Below are 18,832 nucleotides of genomic sequence, written 5' to 3' on the forward strand. Positions count from 1 at the left end.
CAGACGCCCACCCAGCATGAGTCCTCATCATGACGTCAGCGGATCGCGCGGACCTCGAATTTTCCGGCCGGTTGAATCGCGGGCTGAAACGCATCGCGTCCGCGAAAGGCATCGACGCGATTTTGCTCGCGACCACGAACGCCGCGCGGGAGTTGGCCAACTCGGCAGGACTCTGCGCCGTGCCCAACGATCAAACTCATTGTGTGATCGCGACGGCGGGAGACGGCGTGACCACGCTGAATGGCGACTCTTCCCTGCAACGCCTGGTGGCTTCGGCTGCGAGCGGCGGCGAAGCCGTCGTCCAGCATCGGCCGAATATGGAGCTGGAGCTACCTGTGGGCCGGCGCCTGCTCGCCGAAACGTTGTTGACCGTTCCGCTCGGCGAAGACTCGGGCTTCGTGGGGCTGGCCTTTTTCTGGGGCGACGGCACGAGCCCCAGCACGCAACAGCTGGCTGTATTACCCGCGCTCGCGTGGACCAGCTGTCTCGCGCTGCGAACTCAGCAGCATGAAGGGGAGCTGCGAGAGTGTCGCGCCGAGCATCGTTCGCATATCCTGGAGCTGCAGCACCGCGCGCGTAACGTGCTTGCCGTGGTCCGATCGATCATTCGCCGATCCGGCATCACGGCCGAGTCTCAGGAAGAGTTCACATCACATCTCGAAGCGCGCATCAGCGCTCTCGCTCGAACTCAAGGCGCGCTCACCGTCGATCAGCGGACCGGACCGGAGCTCGAAGATCTGGTGCGCGCGGAGCTCACTGCCAACGCCGTTCGCGACAATCAATTCAACATCGCCGGTCCTTCGGTGCGGCTGGCGTCGCGCGCCGCCGAGATGATGGCGCTGACGTTTCACGAGCTCACCACCAATGCCCTCAAGTTTGGCGCTCTCACGACTCCGGACGGACGGATCGCGGTGAGCTGGAGTGTCGAAGCCACGCAGCCGCCGGCGCTGCGTTGGCGCTGGACCGAATCCAACATTCATGTCGCGCAGACCTCGCCTGTCCGACGCGGCTTCGGCCGGGAACTGATCGAACGCGTATTGCCTTACGAGTTTGGCGCTGTCACCAGCTTCACGGTCGGCGCCGACGGCGCGTGCTGCGAGATCGAGCTGCCGATCAACGAACGTACTACTGCTCCTCCCATGGAATTCGCCTGACCGCGGAGACCGCCATGACAACTCAGCGAACAATGGATGACAAAGTGACGCTCGGTGGAATGCGAGTGCTGGTGGTGGAGGACGACTACTTCATTGCCGCCGAGATCTGCAACACGCTGCGCGCTCACGGCGCCGAAGTGGTCGGCCCCTCACCTGACGTGGAGCACGGCTTGCGCCTCGCCAAAAGCGAGCGAATCGATTGCGCCGTGCTGGACATCAATCTGCAGGGCACGCTGGCGTTCAACCTGGCCAACGAGCTACGCGAGCGAGGCACGCCTGCCATCTTCGCCACTGGCTACGACGGCTCGGTGCTGCCCGGAGAGTTCAGCGGCAGCGTGCGGCTGGAAAAACCGGTGAATCTGAATGCACTGCTGCGCGCCGTGCAGACCTTCCGGACTCGAAAGTCGGAGCAGGCAAGTTGAGAGCAACCCTGTCCATGTCCGATTCCAGCCTCATTCAACTGCTGATCCGCAAGCTCGAAAACTTCGCGGAGCTGACGGATGAAGAGAAGCACGCCCTGCACGAGGCGGCCGGGCCGGTGCGAACCTATGGCTCGCACGAGGACTTGATTCGCGAAGGCGAACAGGCCGGCGGCGTGGCCGTGGTTCTTTCCGGCTTCGCGTGCCGGCACAAGATGCTTCCTGACGGCCGGCGCCAGATCATCGGTTATTTCCTGCCGGGCGATATGTGCGACGCCCGCGTCTTCATCCTGAAAAAGATGGACCACACCATCAGCACGCTTGCGCCGTCCTCGGTCACGACGTTATCGCGCGAGGCCATTCTCGAAATCACGTCCAGATACCCGCGGCTGACGCGCGCCTTCTGGTGGAACACGCTGGTCGAAGAGGCGATCGGCCGTCAGTGGCTGGTGAGCATCGGCCAACGCACCGCGCTGGAGCGCGTGGCGCATTTGTTCTGCGAGATCTACGTGCGCCTGCAGTCGGTGGGACTGGCGACGCCGGAAAGCTGCGAGTTCCCGGTCACGCAATCCGAGCTGGCCGATACGGTTGCGCTATCCACCGTGCATGTGAACCGCACGCTGAAAGAACTGCGGCGCGTGGGCTTGGTATCCATGAGCAGCAAGTCACTCGTCATCCATGACTTCACCGGCCTGCGCGCACTGGCGATGTTCGATCCCGGCTATCTGCATCTGGAAGGCGAAGGTCTGCTCAAGGACCGCTATAGCCACGTCCTGTTGAAGACGCTATAGCCGCCCGCACTCGCGCCAGATCGTGGCGGGACTCCCCGGGCACCTCGACGGGCTTGCAGATATAAAACTCGTGCTCGGGCCGCGACAGCACCTCGAAACCCGCCGAGCGCAACAACGCTTCCACGCAGCTCGCGTTCGGCACCCACCAATTGCTGCCGTCGTCGGCGACCCGATGCTCGACGAACGCCATCTTTGGCCAGGCTTCATCCAACAGCAGATCCCGACGATGCAACGGCACGTCGGGCGGCACGACGTCGCGCGGTTCGCCCGGCATGGTCATGCTCTGAAACGCCATGAGTCGATCGGTCACCCGTCGCACGAGGTCGAGCGCCAGCGTCGGATAGCGCAGGTGATAAAACACGCCCGTGAACCACACCAAGTCATAGTGCTGGCGGGCGTTGATCAGACTGTAGACATCCCCTTCGATGAAATCGACGCTATCTTGCAGGCCGAGTTTGCGTGCGGCCCAGCGCGCCTGGCGCACGTACATCGGTTCGACATCGACTCCCACCACCTGGGCGCCGCGCCTCGCCAGCTCGAAACTGTAGAAGCCCGCGTTGCAACCGATATCGAGAGCCGTCCAGCCGGATAAATCGTCGGGCACGGCGTCCGCCACGTGGCGCCATTTGAAACTGGGGAAGTCGCCGAAGGGATGATCGGGCGAGGTCTGCGTCCCGTCCGGGAGATGCAAGTTGTGAAACCACGGACCTAGGTCCGCGATCTGTTGTCGAATCGACGCCTGCGCCAGCATGTTCGATTCCTCAAGGAGCGGCGACGGCGTGCTCACCGGCTCCGGAGATCAGAGCTTTTCTTCGATCGGGACCGCCTCGCGCCGCGTTGAGGTAACGTTCGAGCTCCTCCGCACGGTGCACACTGCTGTGCTCGGCGCAGACGCGCTCACGCGCCGCGATTGCAATCTGCCGGGCCTGTTCGTCGCTCACCTCGTCCAGATAACGGGTGACGTCGTCCGTGGAGCTCGCCAGCAGAATCTCCTTGCCCGGCTCCAGCACATCGCTCAAGCCGACCCATTCATCCGAAATGATGGGCGTGCCGCAGGCGGCTGCCTCGAACAATCGAACGCTGGGTGAATACCCGGCCTTGCGCATATCGGCGCGCGTGAGATTCAGAGTAAAACGCTGACGCCCGTAGAACTGTGCATGCGAGCCCGGCGCCATGTGATCGATGCGCTGGACGTTTTTCGGCCAGGTCAGATGCGCTGGATACTGCGCGCCGACTACGGCGAAGCGACGTTTCGGCAAGCGGCGCGCCGGCTCGTTCAACAACTGCTCCAGCGCAGGCTGACGGTCGACGCTGTACGTGCCGAGATAACCCAGCTCGATATCGCGACGCACGTCTTTCGGCTGGTGCTGATCGACGTCGACACTGCAGTACAAAGGCCGCGCGCACCTCGCTCCGAAATCGCGCTCCAGGCGCTGCAGAGTGGGGCCGCCCGTGAAACTCAACATCAGATCGAACTCCGGAACTTGCGAAGCGGCCAGATATTCGCAACTGTCGTCTCGCAGTTTTGCCAATGTCACTGGAGTGTCGATGTCGTAAAACGCTTTGACACCCGTGGCATGCTCGAGCACCCACTCGCACACACTTCGGCCATCGTCCACATAGGAACCGACGATCACCGCCGCGGCCGCACGAATGCGCGGCGTGAATCGCGCGCGCAATTCCTCTACGTCCACATACAAGCGCGACTGGCAAAACGGCAGGATCGGCGCGTCCCGATTGCTCGCATACCACGGTTGATCGCGTTCCAGAAACAACACCTTGTGGCCGCGCCGATGCAGCCCGCGGATCAGCGAACGATACGTCGAGGCATGGCCATTGCCCCATGACGACGTGATCGACAGGCCGATAAAAATGATTTCGTCAGAGCGCCGCACGGTGCCTCTCCTCGTCAACTCGGGTCGACCGGACGCGGCCGGACAATTGCTCTACCAGTAAGGTCTTCACCTGCTGCGCGCGGTGTCGATAGGTGTGCTCGCCCAATAACCGACGACGGGCGCGTTCCCCGATGCGGCGCGCCTGTTGCGTCGTCAGCCGTGACAGCACCGCCGCCACCTCCTCGCCATTCGCGACGCGCAACACTTCCTCATCCGGCTCCAGGAACTGCTCCAGTCCTTCCCAGGCGTCGCAGAGCAAACACGCGCCGGCGCCGGCCGCCTCGAATACCCGCGTTGGCGGCGAGTAACCGACGTGCGCCATGCTGTCGCGATTGATGTTCAACACCGCGAGGGTGGAACAGTTGAATGCATTGTGGTCGCGTGTATAAACGTGGCCGACATAGTTGATGTTGGGACTCAGGGCGACGTTGCTGTCCCAACCTGCCCCGCCCATCAGGAAACTTTGCTTGGGCAGCAGAGCAGCGGGTTTGAGGAAAAATTCACGCACGCGGGCCTCGCGATCGGGCAGCCGGTTGCCGAGAAAACCCAATGCGCCATGGAATCGCGACTCCGCCGGGACGGGGTGATGCGTCATTGGGTCTAGCGCGTTGTATATAGGAACGCACCGGCGCGCCCCAAAGTTCACATAAGACTGAACGACGGGCGGCCCGCCGCCATACGTCAGCACCAAGTCATACTTCGAAACCTGGGCATGGAACGGGTCCTGGGGATTGTCGCGCATGCGCTGCAGCGTCGCCGGCGCGTCCACATCCCAAAAAACGGTCAGATTCGACGCTCGTCGCAGGCGCGGGACTTCGGATTCCAGTGCTTCGTCGAACACACCGACGCCGCTTGCCTTGACGATGATGTCTGCGTCGCGCGCCTGTTCGAGTGCGGTATGCATGCCGTCGGGCGTGGCTGGATAAACGACCGATTTGGCCCAGGGCGGATCGGCCATGTCGCGATGCTGTTGGCGTTCGAATGCGTCCGGCTCGTAGAAAGTGACATCGAAGCCGCATTCGTCCAGCGCCCGAATCATGCCCCGATAATAGGTCGCCGCGCCGTTCCAGTACGCCGACACCAGGCTCGAGCCGAACATCGCCAAGGTTACTTTCGCAGTCATGCCAACCCTCCAGCGGCGGAGCGGCGCACGGGCTGCGCTCGCAAACTCGTGAGAATGTTCAGCAGCTCGTCGACGCGATGCGCGCAGGAATGACGAGCTCGAATCGTTTCCAATCCCTGGCGCACGAGGCTTTCAGCCAAAGCGGCATCGGTCAGGACGGCGCGCAAGTGCCGCTGCATCTCGCCGCCATTGTTCGCGACGAGGTAGTCGATGCCCGGGCGGAACAGCGCCTCTGCGTCCTGCCAGGGAGCACTGATCAGCGGGATGCCGCAAGCCAGCGCTTCGAACATCCGGATCGTGGGGATGCCGTGCAGTTGGTTTGTATAGGTTTGTCGTGGCACATGGACCGTGCATCGATGCCGCGCAAATGTTTCTGGCACGAGATGGTTGGGAAGCCAGCCTCGATAGTCGATGCCCGCCTCTCGCAACAGGCCCAACGCGTGCCGTGGATAACGAACGCCGTATGCACTCGCGCTCAAGCCGAGCTGCTTCACGGGTTCGATCAGGAATTCCGACAGTTCGGCGCTGCGCTCGTCGTCGCCCCAGTTGCCGATCCAGACCAGATCGTTGCGAGACTTAGGGTGCGGCAATGGCTTGAACCGGCGAAGATCCGCCGCCTCGTGCCACACCCATGCTCGTGCTGCCCAGCCCTGCCGAATATATTGATCCGCGACGGCTTGACCGAATGCGAGCACGCCGTCGTAGTGACTCAGATCGATCGTCGCCATGGTGCCCGCATCGGTCACGCTGCGATGATGCGTATCATGAAACAGCGCTGTGCAACCCAACCGATCCGCGCGTTCGCCGATCCGTGAGATCCATTGCGGCTCGTTCCATTCGTGGACGATGACGACGTCGGCGTCTTGTAATGCCGCATCGAGATCCAGGCTTTTCGCGTCGTATCTCGTACTTCTCAACTCGGGGAACGTGGCTTCGAAGTCTCCGATCGCGGCCTCGCCGCGTTCGGCGAGCAGGTTGGTCAGGCTCCAGGCGTCCTCGGGCTCGTACACATGCACATCGTGCCCCCGATCGAGCAGCTCGCTGACGACGCCTCGCAGGAAATGGGCATTGCCGTGGTTCCAGTCCGAAATCAATGAGTGATAGAACAATACGAGCTTCATGCCACCGCTCGCTTGTGGCTCGCATGGTGGCCAAGTAGCTTTCGATATACGTCAACGTACTCGGCCACTGTTGTCTCGATGCAATATCGGTTGGCGCGCTCGGCAGCTGCAGCCGCCACGATTGTTATCTGCTCTGGATGCGCGATGAGCTGGTCGAGTACGCCGCGCAGATGTCGGCTGTCACGAGGCTCGAAGAATTCGGCTGCGCCATCCCAGAGCTCGCGCAGAGTCGGAATGTCCGCCAGGACCAGCGCGCAGCCGGCCATGGCGGCTTCGAGCACCGCCAATCCGAAGGGCTCGTACAGTGCCGGGTGTACGAAGATGCTGGCTCGTCGCAGCCACGCCTCGACGTCATCAGTCGGCAACGTGCCCAGACAACGCAGCGACACGGGCGCAAACGACTGGCCGTCCGGCCCCGTGACGTTTCCAATGACATACGCCGACCAAGAGGCGCCCGCCGACGCATCATCGAGCACATGCATGTTCTTGGACGCGTCCCAAGGACGGCCACAAGCCAGTACGATCGCTTCGCGATCGCCCGGCCAAGTGCGGCGCGCGGCGCGAGCTCGCGCGTTGTGAATTACTCGGACAGGTGCGTGAAATTCATAGCAAGCGCGCAACTGCTCCAAGAAAGCGGCGGTCGGCGCGATGACACAATCGGCGGAGTTCAGTCCACGAGCGACATTGTTTCGATACTCATCCCACCGCGCGGGTGCGGCTTCGCCGTGCACAGCCTGCCACCATGTCGCCACACACGAGTGGGCAACGCAGACCACCGGCCGACGCCAGGCCAACGACGCGTGTGTGTAGCCGTTCAAGTGGACCAGATCGACGGCATTGCCGGATGCGAGATCGAGCAGCCAGTCGCCGGCCGCGGCCACATCGCTCCATGGATCATCCATCCACTCGAGCCGATAATCCGATTCGACCAGGCTCACATTCTCGAGCGACTGAGCAGCCACGCGCTGCTCTTCCGACGGCCGTGGCCCCATCGTCGCCAGCACGACGCGTACATCGTACTCACGCAAGGCCGAACACAGGTCTAACGCATAGGTCCACACGCCACCGACCGCATCCGCTGTCATCAAGACCTTCATGCGGCGTAGACCTCGTCGATGAGCGCGGCGCTGCGAACGATGTGTTCAGCCTCAGGGTCGAACCGATTGCTAACCTGCAGCTGCGCCAGCCAGGCGCACAGCGCCCGCGAACCCCAGTCATCGCGCGACATGCCCAGCTTCTCGCAATCCGTGCCTCGAAAGATCTGCGTATCGAAGTCGTAGAACGAACCGCCGACATTGCTCCACGACGCGCCGCCCCGCGTGCCAGTCAACGTCATCTGAATCTGCGCTGGCTGCCCGATCTGCGCATACCACGAGCACGCCAGGCGAACGATCGCGCCATTCGCCTGAATGAACTCGGCATACGCCAGGTCTTCCAACGCACCGTTGCATCCCTGCACCGGCTCACCCTGCGCGAACAAACGGCTACGCACGCGTTCCGTCGGCGGCATGCCTTGCACCCATAACGCCAGATCGAGCAGATGCACGCCGAGATCCAGCAGGCAGCCGCCGCCTGCGAGGAATCGATCCTGACACCAGGCCTTATCGGGCCCGTAAGCGTTGTGGAAACAAAGATCGACAGCGACGATGTCGCCAATCGCGCCCGACATCACGCGTTGACGCAGTTCATGCATGCCGCTGACGTGGCGATAACAAAAGTCGATCCCGAGCAAACGATCGGCCGCGCGGGCCGCGGCGATCACTCGCTGCACATCGGCGAGCGTCGTCGCCAAAGGCTTCTGGCAGAACACCGCCGCCCCGCGCTCCAGGCAAGCGACGGCCTGACGAGCGTGCAATCCGTTCGGCGTGGCAATGACCACCGCATCGATATCTTCGTCGAGCGCAGCCTCGATGGTGGGCGATGCAATCGCTTGCGGATGCGCCAGCGCTGCCGCCTGTAAGCGCGTCGCATCGCTATCCACCAGCGCGGCAACTTCGGCCCGAATATCGGTTCGGAGTGAAAGTGCATCCAGTCGTTTGCGCCCGATCCATCCCAACCCAACGAATGCCACCCGTGGCGGCGCATCGACCAACGTTTCCAGGCGCGCGCTCACACGCGCCCCTCGTTCATCAGCAATGCCTTCACGAACCCCTCCGGCCGCTCACGCATCAACTTGAAACCGTCGTCCATCGAGCCCAGGGAGACCGTGTGCGTCAGCAAAGGAAATGGATCGAGCCGGCCCTCCAGCGCCGCCTGGATCGCCTTCTGCACGCCAGTGACATAACGGTCCATGGTGCGTTCGTGCGCATTGATCACATCGAGACCGCGCCAGTTCCATTGCTGCATATTCACTTGTCTCGGTCCATCCTGGTGATAGCCAGCGATGATGAGCCGCGCGTGCTCGGCGGTGATCTCACTGGCGAGGTCCAGCGCGGACTGCAAGCCGGCGACCTCGATCACCCGATCGAAGCCGCGCCCGCACGTGAGTTGCAGCGCACGCTCCGCGTCATGGCCGTCGTCCTGAGTCGTTATCGTGTCTTCGGCTTCCATGGTCAGCGCCAACTGCAACGCGAACTCGCGATGTGACAACACAACCACGTGCGCCCCCGCGTCCGCGGCGAGCTGTGTCAGCAGCAATCCCAGGAAGCCGCCACCGACCACCGCCACGTTCTGCCCGCTATGGATATCGCTGCGATCGAAGATATTCATCACGCAACCGAACGGCTCGCCCGGGAATGGCTCGTCATCCAGCTCTTCCGGGAGCGGCACCACGCAGTCGCGTGAAGCGAGGTCATATTGGGCATATGCATGTCCCGACATCATCGCAACACGCTGCCCCACTTCGATATCGTCGACTCCCCGCCCGACCGCATCCACCAGCCCCCAACCCTCATGACCCGGCGAGCCGGCTTCGAGCGGATATTTGAACCAGTTCCGACCTTCCCACACCGGCAGACCCGACGCGCAAATCCCGCAGCCCTGCAATCGCACGCGTACTTCGTTGTCCGCCGGCTCCGGCAGTTCCACCTCACGCACTCGCGTGGTCATTGGCCGCAACAGCGTGGCCGCTCGTTGTATGCCGCTCATGGTCGTTCTCTCATCCAGACACTCCGAGCCGCCCGGCATCCATGGGGGCGGCAGACGCAGCCATGTGCCCGTACGAAAGCTGTGGCTCGGAGCTCGCGAGCCAGTCGCACAAGGCTTCGATGCCCGATGCGATCTCCGTCCGGGGCTGCCAGCCTGTCGCTGCCTGGAAGCGGCCGGTGTCCGATACGTAATAACGTTGGTCGCCGATGCGCCAGCCATCGAACGAAAGCGCGACGCGCCGCTCGAGCAACTGTTCCAATTGGCGGATCAGCTCGAGCAAGCTGACCGTGTTGCCGGCGCCGCCGCCGATGTTGAAAGCCCGTCCTGAAAGCTTGTCGATGTCATGACGCGCCTTGGCGAACGCGTCGACCAGGTCGTCGACGAACAACACGTCGCGCACCTGGCGGCCGTCGCCATAAATCGTGATCGGCTCACGCGCCAGCGCTTTGCGGATCATGTGAGCCACCCAGCCTTGATCCTCGTTGCCGTTCTGATGCGGGCCATAGATGCAGCTCATGCGAAACACGGTGGTTCGCAAACCGAAGCTACGGGAGTAGTCGAGCACGTATTGCTCGGCTGCTCCCTTGGAGCAGCCATAGGGACTGTGAAAATCCAGGCCCCGCGATTCGTCGATGCCGCGGGCGCGGACGCGCTCCGTCAAGGGCATATAACGTTGGCCCTCGGCGCGCAGGCGCAGATCTTCCAACCCGCCATACACTTTATTCGTCGACGTGAAAATCAACGACGGCGCACGCACGCTGCGGCGGGCCGCTTCCAGCACGTTCAATGTGCCCGACGCGTTCACGTCGAAATCGAACACCGGGTTCACCAGACTGCTGGTTACCGCCACCTGCGCAGCCAGATGCACCACGTGCTCGACGCCTTGCATGGCCGTGGCCACTGCGTGCGGGCTTCTCACATCCGCATGCACAAAATCCAGACGATCGGAATAGTGCTGCTGCAACCATTCGAGGTTGCGTTCGCTGCCCGGACGTATCAATGAATCGAGAATGCGGACGCGCTCGCCGCCGGCCAGCCAGTGCGCCGCCAGATTGACGCCGACGAAGCCGGCGCCGCCCGTGATCAGGACGCTGCATGCCCGCCCGTTGCCTGCAGCGGCCGTCACAGCGTCAATCCTCTGCGATCCAGCTCGGCATTGGCTCGCATGAAGTTGTCATTCGCCGAGGTGCGTGCCAGCCATTCGGATAATTCCAGCAGACCTTCCTCAAACCGAACTTTTGGCGAGTAGCCCAGCAGACGCCCTGCCTTGGTGATGTCCGCGAAACAGTGGCGAATGTCCCCGCAGCGACACTTGCCCGTGATCACCGGCTCGACGCGGGCATTCACCGCATCGATGACGCTCGTGGCAACTTCCAGCACCGTGCGCGGCTCGCCCGAGCCAATGTTGAATGTTTCGCCGACGGCAGTGGTCGTCAGAGCGAGCTGACATGCTCTGGCCACGTCTCGGACGCTGACGAAGTCGCGTCGTTGCATGCCGTCTTCGAAGATCAGCGGCGGATTGCCATTCAGACAGCGCGACGCAAAGATCGCCAGCACGCCCGTGTATGGATTCGACAACGACTGATACGGTCCATAGGCATTGAAGAACCGGAGCGCCACTGTCGGAACGTTGTAAGCCGCGCCAAACATCAGGCACATCTGTTCCTGATCGTACTTCGACAGCGCATAGATCGATGCCGGCGCCACATGCTTCGTTTCCGGCGTCGCGACCGGCGCCAGCACGCCGTCCTCGGTCTGAATCTCCCATTCACCGCGGCAGAGTTGCTCCCGCGAGCGCAGGGGCGGCTCGCAATACTTGGCGCCGTTCCTGGCGTCGCGCTGTCGGTAGAGTCCTTCTCCATACACACTCATGCTCGACGCCACGACCAGGCGTTGCACCGGATGTTCGATCAGCGCTTCGAGCAGCAGAGCGGTGCCGCGATTGTTCACATCGACGTAACGCTCGATCTCGTACATGCTCTGCCCGACACCGACGGCGGCGGCCAGATGACAGACGTGAGTGATGCCAGCGAGCGCCGAACGGAGCGCGTCGCGATTGCGAATATCGCCTTCGATGCGCTCCACGTCGGCATGCAGATGGGCGGGAAAGCCTGGCTCTTCACCATGCACCTGCGCGTCGAGCGCATCGATCACTCGCACGCGTGAGCCGCTTTCCGCCAGCAGGTTCGCGACGTGCGATCCGATGAAGCCCGCGCCCCCAGTCACCAGCACCGTCGCGCCGGCGATCTCTTGATACGATGTCCAGAGCTTCGCCACTACGTTCTCCTCGCCAGATGTCAGTGAGGGCTCACGATTGCGGTGAGCCATATGCAAACGTAAGTAGCAACAAGCGTGCCGCTGCTTTCACAACGCGGCAGCGCTAAAGAAAGTCATGCGTGCAAACGCGACCGGGAAAAAAAGTTACAGACCTGCGCAGCGCTTACTCAGGTTTGCACCGCAACTCGGAATCGATTTATCGATCCGGATCCCCGCCGAGCGGCACCGCGCGCCGTGCTTTGTTCGTTTGCATGCTTCGTGCATCAGCCAGTTCGCGATCCACCGCACGGGAGACGCCATTGAACGCAGACACAGTCAACGTAGGCATCGTCGGGGCAGGCAACTGCGCCTCTTCCTTCGTGCAAGGCCTGCACTACTACCGGGACGCCGCGGACGATGCCGTGATTCCGGGGCTCATGCATCCCAGAGTCGGCCCTTATCACGTACGTGACGTTCGGATTACTTCTGCGTTCGACATTACCGCGCACAAGGTCGGCAAAGACCTGTCGGAAGCGCTACTCGCTCCACCCAACAACACGCGAGTGTTCGCCTCGTTGCCGGCGCTCGGGGTGAAAGTGGCGCGCGGCCGCACGCTCGACGGCATCGGCACTTATCTGGAAGACGAGCTGATCGAATCGGACGCACCCGAGAGTGACGTCGTGCAAGTACTACGCGACTCGGGAACCCAAGTGCTCGTTTCCTACCTGCCAGTGGGATCGCAACGAGCCACCGAATGGTATGCGCTGCGCGCGCTCGAGGCGGGCTGCGCTTTCGTCAACTGCATCCCGGTGTTCATCGCTTCCGATGCCGATTGGCGGCGCCGCTTCGAAGTCGCCGGACTGCCGCTGGTGGGCGATGACATCAAGAGCCAGGTCGGCGCGACCATCGTGCACCGGGTGCTTGCCAATCTGTTTCGCGAGCGTGGCGTGCGGCTGGACCACACATATCAGCTCAACTTCGGGGGCAACGCCGATTTCAAGAACATGCTCGAGCGCGAACGCCTGCTCTCCAAGAAGCTGTCTAAAACACGTTCGGTGACCAGCCAGATCGACGTCGCGCCCGGCGCCATTCACGTCGGCCCAAGCGACCATGTGGAATGGCTGACGGATCGTAAGTGGGCCTATATACGGATGGAGGGCACGGCCTTCGGCGGCTCGCCGCTCAATGTCGAGTTGAAGCTGGAAGTGTGGGACTCGCCGAACTCCGCCGGCGTGGTGATCGACGCTGTCCGTTGCGCGCAACTGGCGCTGGACCGCGGCGTAGGCGGCGCGCTGACAGGCCCGTCGAGCTATTTCATGAAGTCCCCGCCTCAGCAATACACCGATCACGTCGCGCGCCAGCTGACGCTCGATTTCATCGACGGCAAACCCGCTCAGGATCAAGGCCATGACCAACGAGCTCGTGCTCGTACGCCACGCCACGTGCGCGCGCATGGATGAGATGCTGTTGGGTCGCACCGTGGACGCGCCGCTCGCCGAGATCGGATTGCGGGAAGCCGAAGCCATGGCGCACGCCCTTGATCCTCACCATGAAACATTGATCGTGGTCAGCCCGCGACGGCGTGCGCAACAAACAGCCAGCGCGATCGCCGCCCGCTGCCAGGGCGAGCTGCTCACCTCGGCCGCGATCGACGAGCTGGACTTTGGCCACTGGTCGGGTCAAACATTCAGCGAGCTCGCCCACGATCCAGCGTGGCGTCGATGGAACGAGCAGCGCAATCTGGCTGCAACGCCCGCGGGTGAGCGGATCAGTGACGTGCAGGCGCGCGTCCTGGACCATCTGCAGCGACTGTGCCAGGCATTCCCCGGCCGGCCCATGGTCCTGGTCACCCACGCGGAAGTGATCCGCGCCGCGTTACTGCATTGGCTGCAAGCGCCGGTCGCTGCCTATCGGCGACTGGCGATCAGTCCTGCGTCCATGAGTCGCGTGAGCCTCAGCGACTGGGGCCCATGCGTGGACAGCATCAATTTGCGGGCACCCTTATGAGAATTGCGATTTTCGGCCTGACCATCAGTTCGTCGTGGGGCAATGGCCACGCCACGCTGTGGCGGGGGCTGTGCAAAGCATTGGCGCAGCTCGGCCACGAGTTCATTTTTTTCGAACGCGATGTGTCCTACTACGCCAGTGCGCGCGACTGGCCTTCGCTGCCGCCTTCCATGGGCGATAGCCAGCTCGTGCTGTACTCGGACTGGTCCACCATCGAGAGCCGCGCCCGACGCGAGCTGGCCAGTTGCGACACGGCCATCGTGTCTTCGTACTGCTTCGACGCGCAGGCCGCCACGGACGCCATCCTCGATGCGCAACATCCACTCGCCGTGTTCTATGACCTGGATACGCCAGTTACGCTGGATGCTTTGCGTTCGGGCAAGCAAGTTCCTTACATCCCCTGGCGGGGACTCGGCGATTTCGATCTCGTGCTGAGTTACACGGGCGGCGCGGCGCTCGAAGCGTTGCGAAGCGATCTATGCGCTCATCGAGTGCGTGCGCTTTATGGGCACGTCGATCCCGATGTTCATCAACCCGTCGACCCGGTGGCGCGCTATGAAGCGGTGTTGTCCTGGCTGGGAACTTACTCCGCGGACCGGCAAGCCATGCTCGAAGAGCTGTTCGTGGCTCCGGCGCGCCTGCGGCCGAATCGAAAGTTTTTGATTGCCGGCGCGCAATACCCAGAGCATTTTCCCTGGAGTAACAACGTTTACTTCGTCTATCACCTGCCCCCGCAGGAACACGCGGCGTTCTTCTCGTCGTCACGACTGACGTTGAACGTCACTCGCGAGCCCATGGCTCGCATGGGCTGGTGTCCTTCTGGGCGGCTGTTCGAGGCCGCGGCTTGTGGAGCGGCGGTGCTGTCGGACGAATGGTGCGGCCTGGACGACTTCTATACGCCGGGCAAGGAGGTCCTGGTGGCGCGCTATACCTCCGACGCGCTGGCCGCGCTGGACATGAGCGATGCTCAATTGCGATCGATCGGTCGCGCCGCACGAGAGCGAACGCTGGACGAGCACACCAGCCTGCACCGTGCCAAGCAACTCATTCACTATCTGGAGGAGCTTCGGTCGGCCTCGCACCCGCTGACCTCGCGGTCATCCACTCAGCAGTTCGACGCGGCGAGGCCATGACAATGTGGGGCATCGTTCCGGCCGCGGGTCGCGGCAGCCGTATTCAACCCTTGGCGTTTTCGAAAGAGCTGCTGCCGGTGGGCTCGCGCACTCTGAACGATACGCAACGGCCCTGCGCGGTCAGCGAGTACTTGCTGGAACGAATGATCCGGGGCGGCGCCGATAAAATTTGTTTCGTCATCGGCGCCGGCAAGTCCGACATCCTCGAATACTTCGGCGGACGGTTCGGCAGCGCCGATCTCGCGTACGTGGTGCAACCCCAGCCCGCTGGACTATGCGACGCCGTGTTTCGCGCGCGTGCCCTGGTCGCGCCGACCGACACTGTTGCCATCGGATTGCCCGATACGATCTGGTTTCCGGATGATGGCCTGGCAGCGCTGCCCGACGATGAGCTGTCGTTCCTGTTATTCCCAGTCGAACGCCCGGAGCAGTTCGACGCCGTGATCCTGGCGGAAGACCAGTTGCACGTGACCGAGATTCGAGTCAAGCAGCCCGACCCCGGCACGCATTGGATCTGGGGCGCTTTCAAAATGCCCGGCGCGGTGCTGCACGAACTGCATGATCTCTGGCGGCAGCGTAACGAGCGCGATGAATATTTCGGCACTCTGATCAATGCGTATCTCGCAGCCGGCGGCAACGCGCTCGGGATCAAGGCCGGAGAAGCTTACGTCGATGTCGGCACCTTGCAGGGCTATCGGTCCGCGATGCTCATGCTCAGCGAGACTCGAGGCGAAGGTATCGACGCCCCGGATGGCGGGATGCGCGAGTCCGCACGAGTCGAGGTACGCACATGATCGAAGCGGCCATGATCTGGAACGAACCCAATAACAAATCGCATTGGGATCCCGCAGTCGATCCCGATTGGGCGCGCTTCGCTCAGTTGGCCAGCCTCGCCGGTCGTGCAATTCGCTCCGCGAATCCAGACTTGCCTCGCGTGCTCGGCGGAATGTCACCTATCGATGCCTCGTTCCTCCAGAATCTGTCGGCGCGAGGCGTGCTGGAGCACATCGACGTCGTGGCAGTCCATGGCTTTCCGCTCGACTGGAATCTCTGGTGCATCGACGAGTGGCCACAAAAGATCGCCGAGATCGAGGCGGCGACTCACCTGCCGGTGTGGGTCACCGAAGTCGGCGTCTCCAGCTTCGGCGCCGAAGAGGTACAGGCTTGGGGCGTCGATCGAACCGCAGCGCTGCTGGTCGGCAGGAGCCCGCGCATTCATTGGTACAGCCTGTACGACTTGCCGCGCGCGTGGCCAGCTACGACGCGTCATCGGGAAGCGGAAGGCTCCTCGTACTACAGACACTTTTACATGGGCCTGCTGCGAGAGGACGGCACTCCGAAGCAGGCGCTGGAACGATTCGCACGCTGCACGCCGGACATGGGCATCTGCCAGTGGTTTCATTTCGAAGATCACCGACTCGACAGCGCGGTGACCTGGCTGAAGCGCATCGGCGTGCGTCACATACGCACAGGCCTGTCGTGGGCCGACAGTTTCCGGCCGAACGCGCTCGATTGGTTCGATCGGCAGATGGAGGCATTGCAGGACTTCGACGTCACCGTGACGTTCTGTTTCACGCCCGAGCATCTCGGCATCATGCCTCACCACACGAGCGCACCGCGCGAGCCGGAACTATTCGCCGAATTCTGCGCCACCATTGTGGAGCGATATGCGCCGGCCACGAACAGCAAACCCTCAATCAACCGAGTAGCAGTCGCATGAGCCGCGCTTTCATCATCGTGCTCGACTCCTTGGGAGTGGGCGGTGCGCCGGACGCTGACAGCTTCGGCGATACTGGCGCCGACACGTTGGGCCACATCGCGCAACGTTGTTCGGGCGGCGACGCCGATCGCAGCGGCCTTCGACGTGGCCCGCTATATCTGCCGAATCTCGCTGCGCTAGGCTTGGGCGAATGTTGTCGCGTGGCCACGGGCGCGGCGGCGCCTGGCATCGACGTGTCCGCTTGGCGCCATGGCGATGCCGGCGCGGCAGCAGAGGTATCCACAGGCAAGGATTCGCAATCGGGCCATTGGGAAATCGCCGGCAGTCCAGTCGATTTCGAATGGGGCTATTTCCCACGCACCCAACCGTGTTTCCCGCGAGCACTGACCGATGAGCTCTGCGAGCGCGGCGGCTTCGACGGCGTGCTCGGGAATAAACATGCGTCGGGAACAGAGATCATTGCCGAACTGGGCGACGAACATCAGCGCACCGGCTGGCCCATTTGCTATACGTCCGCCGATAGCGTGTTCCAGATTGCCGCGCACGAGCAGAGCTTCGGGTTGCAGCGTTTGTATCAGACTTGCGAGATCGCGCGCGAACTGCTCGACCCGATGCGCGTCGGCAGAGTCATCGCGCGACCTTTCGTCACGACCGAGCAAGGTTATCAGCGCACTTCGAATCGTCGCGACTATGGCGTGCCTCCGCCGTTTCCAACGTTGCTGAGTCGCGCGCGGGACGCTCATCGCGAAGTGGTCTCGGTCGGCAAGATCGGCGATCTGTTTTGCCACGCCGCCACGGGACGTGAGCTCAAGGGCAAAGACAACGACGCTGTGTTCGATCAGGCGATCGACGCCGCAAGCCAGCTCGCTCAGGGCGGTTTGATGCTGGTGAACCTGGTCGACTTCGACACGCTGTACGGCCATCGCCGCGATGTGCCGGGCTACGCCGCGGCACTGGAAGCGTTCGATGCGCGCCTGCCCGAATTCCTGCAGCAGCTGGACGACGGCGACCTGACCATCATCACTGGCGACCATGGCTGCGATCCGACCTGGAGCGGTTCCGACCACACGCGCGAGTGCGTGCCGGTGCTGGCGTTAGGAGCCGGTTTCGAACGACGATCGAGCACGCGACGTTCGTTGGGTCGGCGCGGCAGCTTCGCAGACATGGGCGCTACTGTCGCCCAACATCTGGGCTTGCCGCCCGGCGGCCATGGCCAATCTTTTCTATGGTAAGCCGCCATGGATCCATGGATCGACGCCATGCGCAGAGGCGACTTCGCGTCCGCCTGGATCATCTGTGACCGCATTCTCGCGGAGCGCACGCAGTCGGGAGAAGTGTGCACGCATCGACCGCGGCACGAACAATTCGTTTGGAGCGGCGCGCCGCTGGAAGGCCAACGCGTGTTCGTCCGCTGCTATCACGGACTCGGCGACACGGTGCAGTTCGTGAGATTGCTGGCGACGCCGCGACTGCGCGCATCGGAAATCACTCTCTGGGTTCAACCTGCTCTGTTGAAGCTGCTGCAGACGGTGCGCGGCATCGACCGGCTCCTGCCTTTGCACGAGGGCAATCCCGATGTCGATTACGATGTGGACATCGAAATCATGGAGCTGCCCCATGCCCTGCGGCTCGACGTGAGCGAGCTGCCGGGCCCCATGCCTTATATATATGTGCCGACTCCCGTCATGCCGGCGGGGCGACGGCGGCGCATCGGGGTGTGCTGGTCCGCCGGCGAATGGGATCCGAAACGATCCGTCGCAGCGTCGGACCTGCGATCATGGGCCTCGTTGACTCACATTCGCTGGTTCAGTCTGCAATACCCGCCGGAGCCCTGCGCGTTGCCGGCAGCGCCCATCGCTTCACGGGACATCGTCGAAATGGCCGCTCGCATGCAGCTGTTGGACCTGATCATCACTGTGGACACCATGACCGCTCATCTGGCGGGGGCACTCGGGCTGCCGGTGTGGCTGTTGTTGCCGTATGAGGCTGACTGGCGTTGGATGCTGGGTCGCGAGGACTCGCCTTGGTATCCCACGATGCGCTTGTTCCGCCAGCCTCGTCCGGGGGACTGGAGCACGGTGCTGGAACGAGTGCGCAGCGAGCTTGCGCACCAGGTCCATTGAAGT

At 62.8% G+C, this 18,832-nt stretch carries 19 protein-coding genes; 10 read left to right on the plus strand and 9 right to left on the minus strand.

Going from position 1 to position 18,832, the window contains the following annotated elements; genetic code table 11:
• The first annotated feature begins 29 nt into the window (after positions 1 to 29).
• Genes VGD45_RS03365 through VGD45_RS03375 form a run of 3 tightly spaced genes read left to right on the plus strand, consistent with a single transcriptional unit; the run spans position 30 to position 2,364 of the window.
• Complete coding sequence (locus VGD45_RS03365) at positions 30 to 1,154, plus strand: sensor histidine kinase (RefSeq protein WP_331153856.1); 1,125 nt, start codon at positions 30 to 32, stop codon at positions 1,152 to 1,154.
• A gap of 14 nt (positions 1,155 to 1,168) precedes the next feature.
• Positions 1,169 to 1,576 carry a response regulator gene (locus tag VGD45_RS03370; protein ID WP_331153857.1) on the plus strand — a complete coding sequence of 136 codons (408 nt, stop codon included), beginning with the start codon at positions 1,169 to 1,171 and terminating at the stop codon, positions 1,574 to 1,576.
• Between the two features lie 14 nt (positions 1,577 to 1,590).
• Complete coding sequence (locus VGD45_RS03375) at positions 1,591 to 2,364, plus strand: Crp/Fnr family transcriptional regulator (protein ID WP_331153858.1); 774 nt, start codon at positions 1,591 to 1,593, stop codon at positions 2,362 to 2,364.
• Here VGD45_RS03375 and VGD45_RS03380 read toward each other — a convergent pair.
• The 9 genes from VGD45_RS03380 to VGD45_RS03420 are packed head-to-tail and all read right to left on the minus strand — an operon-like array spanning position 2,324 to position 11,867.
• The gene (locus VGD45_RS03380; RefSeq protein WP_331153859.1) at positions 2,324 to 3,115 is read right to left on the minus strand and encodes a TIGR04290 family methyltransferase; all 792 of its coding nucleotides are present in this window, start codon (positions 3,113 to 3,115) and stop codon (positions 2,324 to 2,326) included. The genes VGD45_RS03375 and VGD45_RS03380 overlap by 41 nt on opposite strands.
• A gap of 10 nt (positions 3,116 to 3,125) precedes the next feature.
• A complete protein-coding gene (locus VGD45_RS03385; protein WP_331153860.1) occupies positions 3,126 to 4,259 on the minus strand; it encodes a CgeB family protein in 1,134 nt (377 codons plus the stop codon).
• The gene (locus VGD45_RS03390; RefSeq protein ID WP_331153861.1) at positions 4,246 to 5,382 is read right to left on the minus strand and encodes a CgeB family protein; all 1,137 of its coding nucleotides are present in this window, start codon (positions 5,380 to 5,382) and stop codon (positions 4,246 to 4,248) included. The genes VGD45_RS03385 and VGD45_RS03390 overlap by 14 nt, the downstream gene beginning before the upstream one ends.
• Positions 5,379 to 6,503, minus strand: a complete 1,125-nt coding sequence (locus VGD45_RS03395) for a CgeB family protein (RefSeq protein ID WP_331153862.1) — start codon at positions 6,501 to 6,503, stop codon at positions 5,379 to 5,381. Before VGD45_RS03395 ends, VGD45_RS03390 begins: the two co-directional genes overlap by 4 nt.
• The gene (locus tag VGD45_RS03400; RefSeq protein WP_331153863.1) at positions 6,500 to 7,600 is read right to left on the minus strand and encodes a glycosyltransferase family 4 protein; all 1,101 of its coding nucleotides are present in this window, start codon (positions 7,598 to 7,600) and stop codon (positions 6,500 to 6,502) included. Before VGD45_RS03400 ends, VGD45_RS03395 begins: the two co-directional genes overlap by 4 nt.
• A complete protein-coding gene (locus VGD45_RS03405; protein WP_331153864.1) occupies positions 7,597 to 8,616 on the minus strand; it encodes a Gfo/Idh/MocA family oxidoreductase in 1,020 nt (339 codons plus the stop codon). Before VGD45_RS03405 ends, VGD45_RS03400 begins: the two co-directional genes overlap by 4 nt.
• Positions 8,613 to 9,590 carry an MDR/zinc-dependent alcohol dehydrogenase-like family protein gene (locus VGD45_RS03410; RefSeq protein ID WP_331153865.1) on the minus strand — a complete coding sequence of 326 codons (978 nt, stop codon included), beginning with the start codon at positions 9,588 to 9,590 and terminating at the stop codon, positions 8,613 to 8,615. Before VGD45_RS03410 ends, VGD45_RS03405 begins: the two co-directional genes overlap by 4 nt.
• Positions 9,591 to 9,600: 10 nt before the next feature.
• Positions 9,601 to 10,716, minus strand: coding sequence for an NAD-dependent epimerase/dehydratase family protein (locus VGD45_RS03415; protein WP_331153866.1), 1,116 nt, complete (start codon positions 10,714 to 10,716; stop codon positions 9,601 to 9,603).
• On the minus strand, positions 10,713 to 11,867 hold the full coding sequence (locus VGD45_RS03420) for an NAD-dependent epimerase/dehydratase family protein (protein ID WP_331153867.1): 1,155 nt from the start codon (positions 11,865 to 11,867) through the stop codon (positions 10,713 to 10,715). The genes VGD45_RS03415 and VGD45_RS03420 overlap by 4 nt, the downstream gene beginning before the upstream one ends.
• A gap of 299 nt (positions 11,868 to 12,166) precedes the next feature.
• On the opposite strand from VGD45_RS03420, the gene VGD45_RS03425 reads away from it, so the two are divergent.
• Genes VGD45_RS03425 through VGD45_RS03455 form a run of 7 tightly spaced genes read left to right on the plus strand, consistent with a single transcriptional unit; the run spans position 12,167 to position 18,829 of the window.
• Positions 12,167 to 13,306, plus strand: coding sequence for an inositol-3-phosphate synthase (locus VGD45_RS03425; protein WP_331153868.1), 1,140 nt, complete (start codon positions 12,167 to 12,169; stop codon positions 13,304 to 13,306).
• Positions 13,254 to 13,853 carry a histidine phosphatase family protein gene (locus VGD45_RS03430; protein WP_331153869.1) on the plus strand — a complete coding sequence of 200 codons (600 nt, stop codon included), beginning with the start codon at positions 13,254 to 13,256 and terminating at the stop codon, positions 13,851 to 13,853. The genes VGD45_RS03425 and VGD45_RS03430 overlap by 53 nt, the downstream gene beginning before the upstream one ends.
• Entirely contained in the window at positions 13,850 to 14,986 is a 1,137-nt protein-coding gene (locus VGD45_RS03435; protein ID WP_331153870.1) for a CgeB family protein, read from the plus strand. Before VGD45_RS03430 ends, VGD45_RS03435 begins: the two co-directional genes overlap by 4 nt.
• Positions 14,987 to 14,988: 2 nt before the next feature.
• Positions 14,989 to 15,780 (plus strand): sugar phosphate nucleotidyltransferase, encoded by a 792-nt coding sequence (locus tag VGD45_RS03440; RefSeq protein WP_349263203.1) that lies wholly within the window; start codon positions 14,989 to 14,991, stop codon positions 15,778 to 15,780.
• Positions 15,777 to 16,706: a glycosyl hydrolase gene (locus VGD45_RS03445; protein ID WP_331153872.1), complete on the plus strand. Its 930-nt coding sequence runs from the start codon at positions 15,777 to 15,779 to the stop codon at positions 16,704 to 16,706. Before VGD45_RS03440 ends, VGD45_RS03445 begins: the two co-directional genes overlap by 4 nt.
• Complete coding sequence (locus tag VGD45_RS03450; protein ID WP_331153873.1) at positions 16,703 to 17,938, plus strand: phosphopentomutase; 1,236 nt, start codon at positions 16,703 to 16,705, stop codon at positions 17,936 to 17,938. The genes VGD45_RS03445 and VGD45_RS03450 overlap by 4 nt, the downstream gene beginning before the upstream one ends.
• 6 nt (positions 17,939 to 17,944) lie before the next feature.
• Entirely contained in the window at positions 17,945 to 18,829 is an 885-nt protein-coding gene (locus VGD45_RS03455) for a hypothetical protein (protein WP_331153874.1), read from the plus strand.
• Positions 18,830 to 18,832: the final 3 nt, after the last annotated feature.

It is taken from the genome of Steroidobacter sp. (assembly GCF_036402275.1).
In the GTDB taxonomy this organism is placed as follows: domain Bacteria; phylum Pseudomonadota; class Gammaproteobacteria; order Steroidobacterales; family Steroidobacteraceae; genus Steroidobacter.

Coding starts and splice junctions, on each gene's coding strand:
- VGD45_RS03430 (WP_331153869.1), top strand. CDS start 13,254: ATGACCAACGAGCTCGTGCTCGTACGCCACGCCACGTGCGCGCGCATG.
- VGD45_RS03380 (WP_331153859.1), bottom strand. CDS start 3,115: ATGCTGGCGCAGGCGTCGATTCGACAACAGATCGCGGACCTAGGTCCG.
- VGD45_RS03445 (WP_331153872.1), top strand. CDS start 15,777: ATGATCGAAGCGGCCATGATCTGGAACGAACCCAATAACAAATCGCAT.
- VGD45_RS03365 (WP_331153856.1), top strand. CDS start 30: ATGACGTCAGCGGATCGCGCGGACCTCGAATTTTCCGGCCGGTTGAAT.
- VGD45_RS03435 (WP_331153870.1), top strand. CDS start 13,850: ATGAGAATTGCGATTTTCGGCCTGACCATCAGTTCGTCGTGGGGCAAT.
- VGD45_RS03440 (WP_349263203.1), top strand. CDS start 14,989: ATGTGGGGCATCGTTCCGGCCGCGGGTCGCGGCAGCCGTATTCAACCC.
- VGD45_RS03455 (WP_331153874.1), top strand. CDS start 17,945: ATGGATCCATGGATCGACGCCATGCGCAGAGGCGACTTCGCGTCCGCC.
- VGD45_RS03450 (WP_331153873.1), top strand. CDS start 16,703: ATGAGCCGCGCTTTCATCATCGTGCTCGACTCCTTGGGAGTGGGCGGT.
- VGD45_RS03395 (WP_331153862.1), bottom strand. CDS start 6,503: ATGAAGCTCGTATTGTTCTATCACTCATTGATTTCGGACTGGAACCAC.
- VGD45_RS03390 (WP_331153861.1), bottom strand. CDS start 5,382: ATGACTGCGAAAGTAACCTTGGCGATGTTCGGCTCGAGCCTGGTGTCG.
- VGD45_RS03375 (WP_331153858.1), top strand. CDS start 1,591: ATGTCCGATTCCAGCCTCATTCAACTGCTGATCCGCAAGCTCGAAAAC.
- VGD45_RS03370 (WP_331153857.1), top strand. CDS start 1,169: ATGACAACTCAGCGAACAATGGATGACAAAGTGACGCTCGGTGGAATG.
- VGD45_RS03410 (WP_331153865.1), bottom strand. CDS start 9,590: ATGAGCGGCATACAACGAGCGGCCACGCTGTTGCGGCCAATGACCACG.
- VGD45_RS03400 (WP_331153863.1), bottom strand. CDS start 7,600: ATGAAGGTCTTGATGACAGCGGATGCGGTCGGTGGCGTGTGGACCTAT.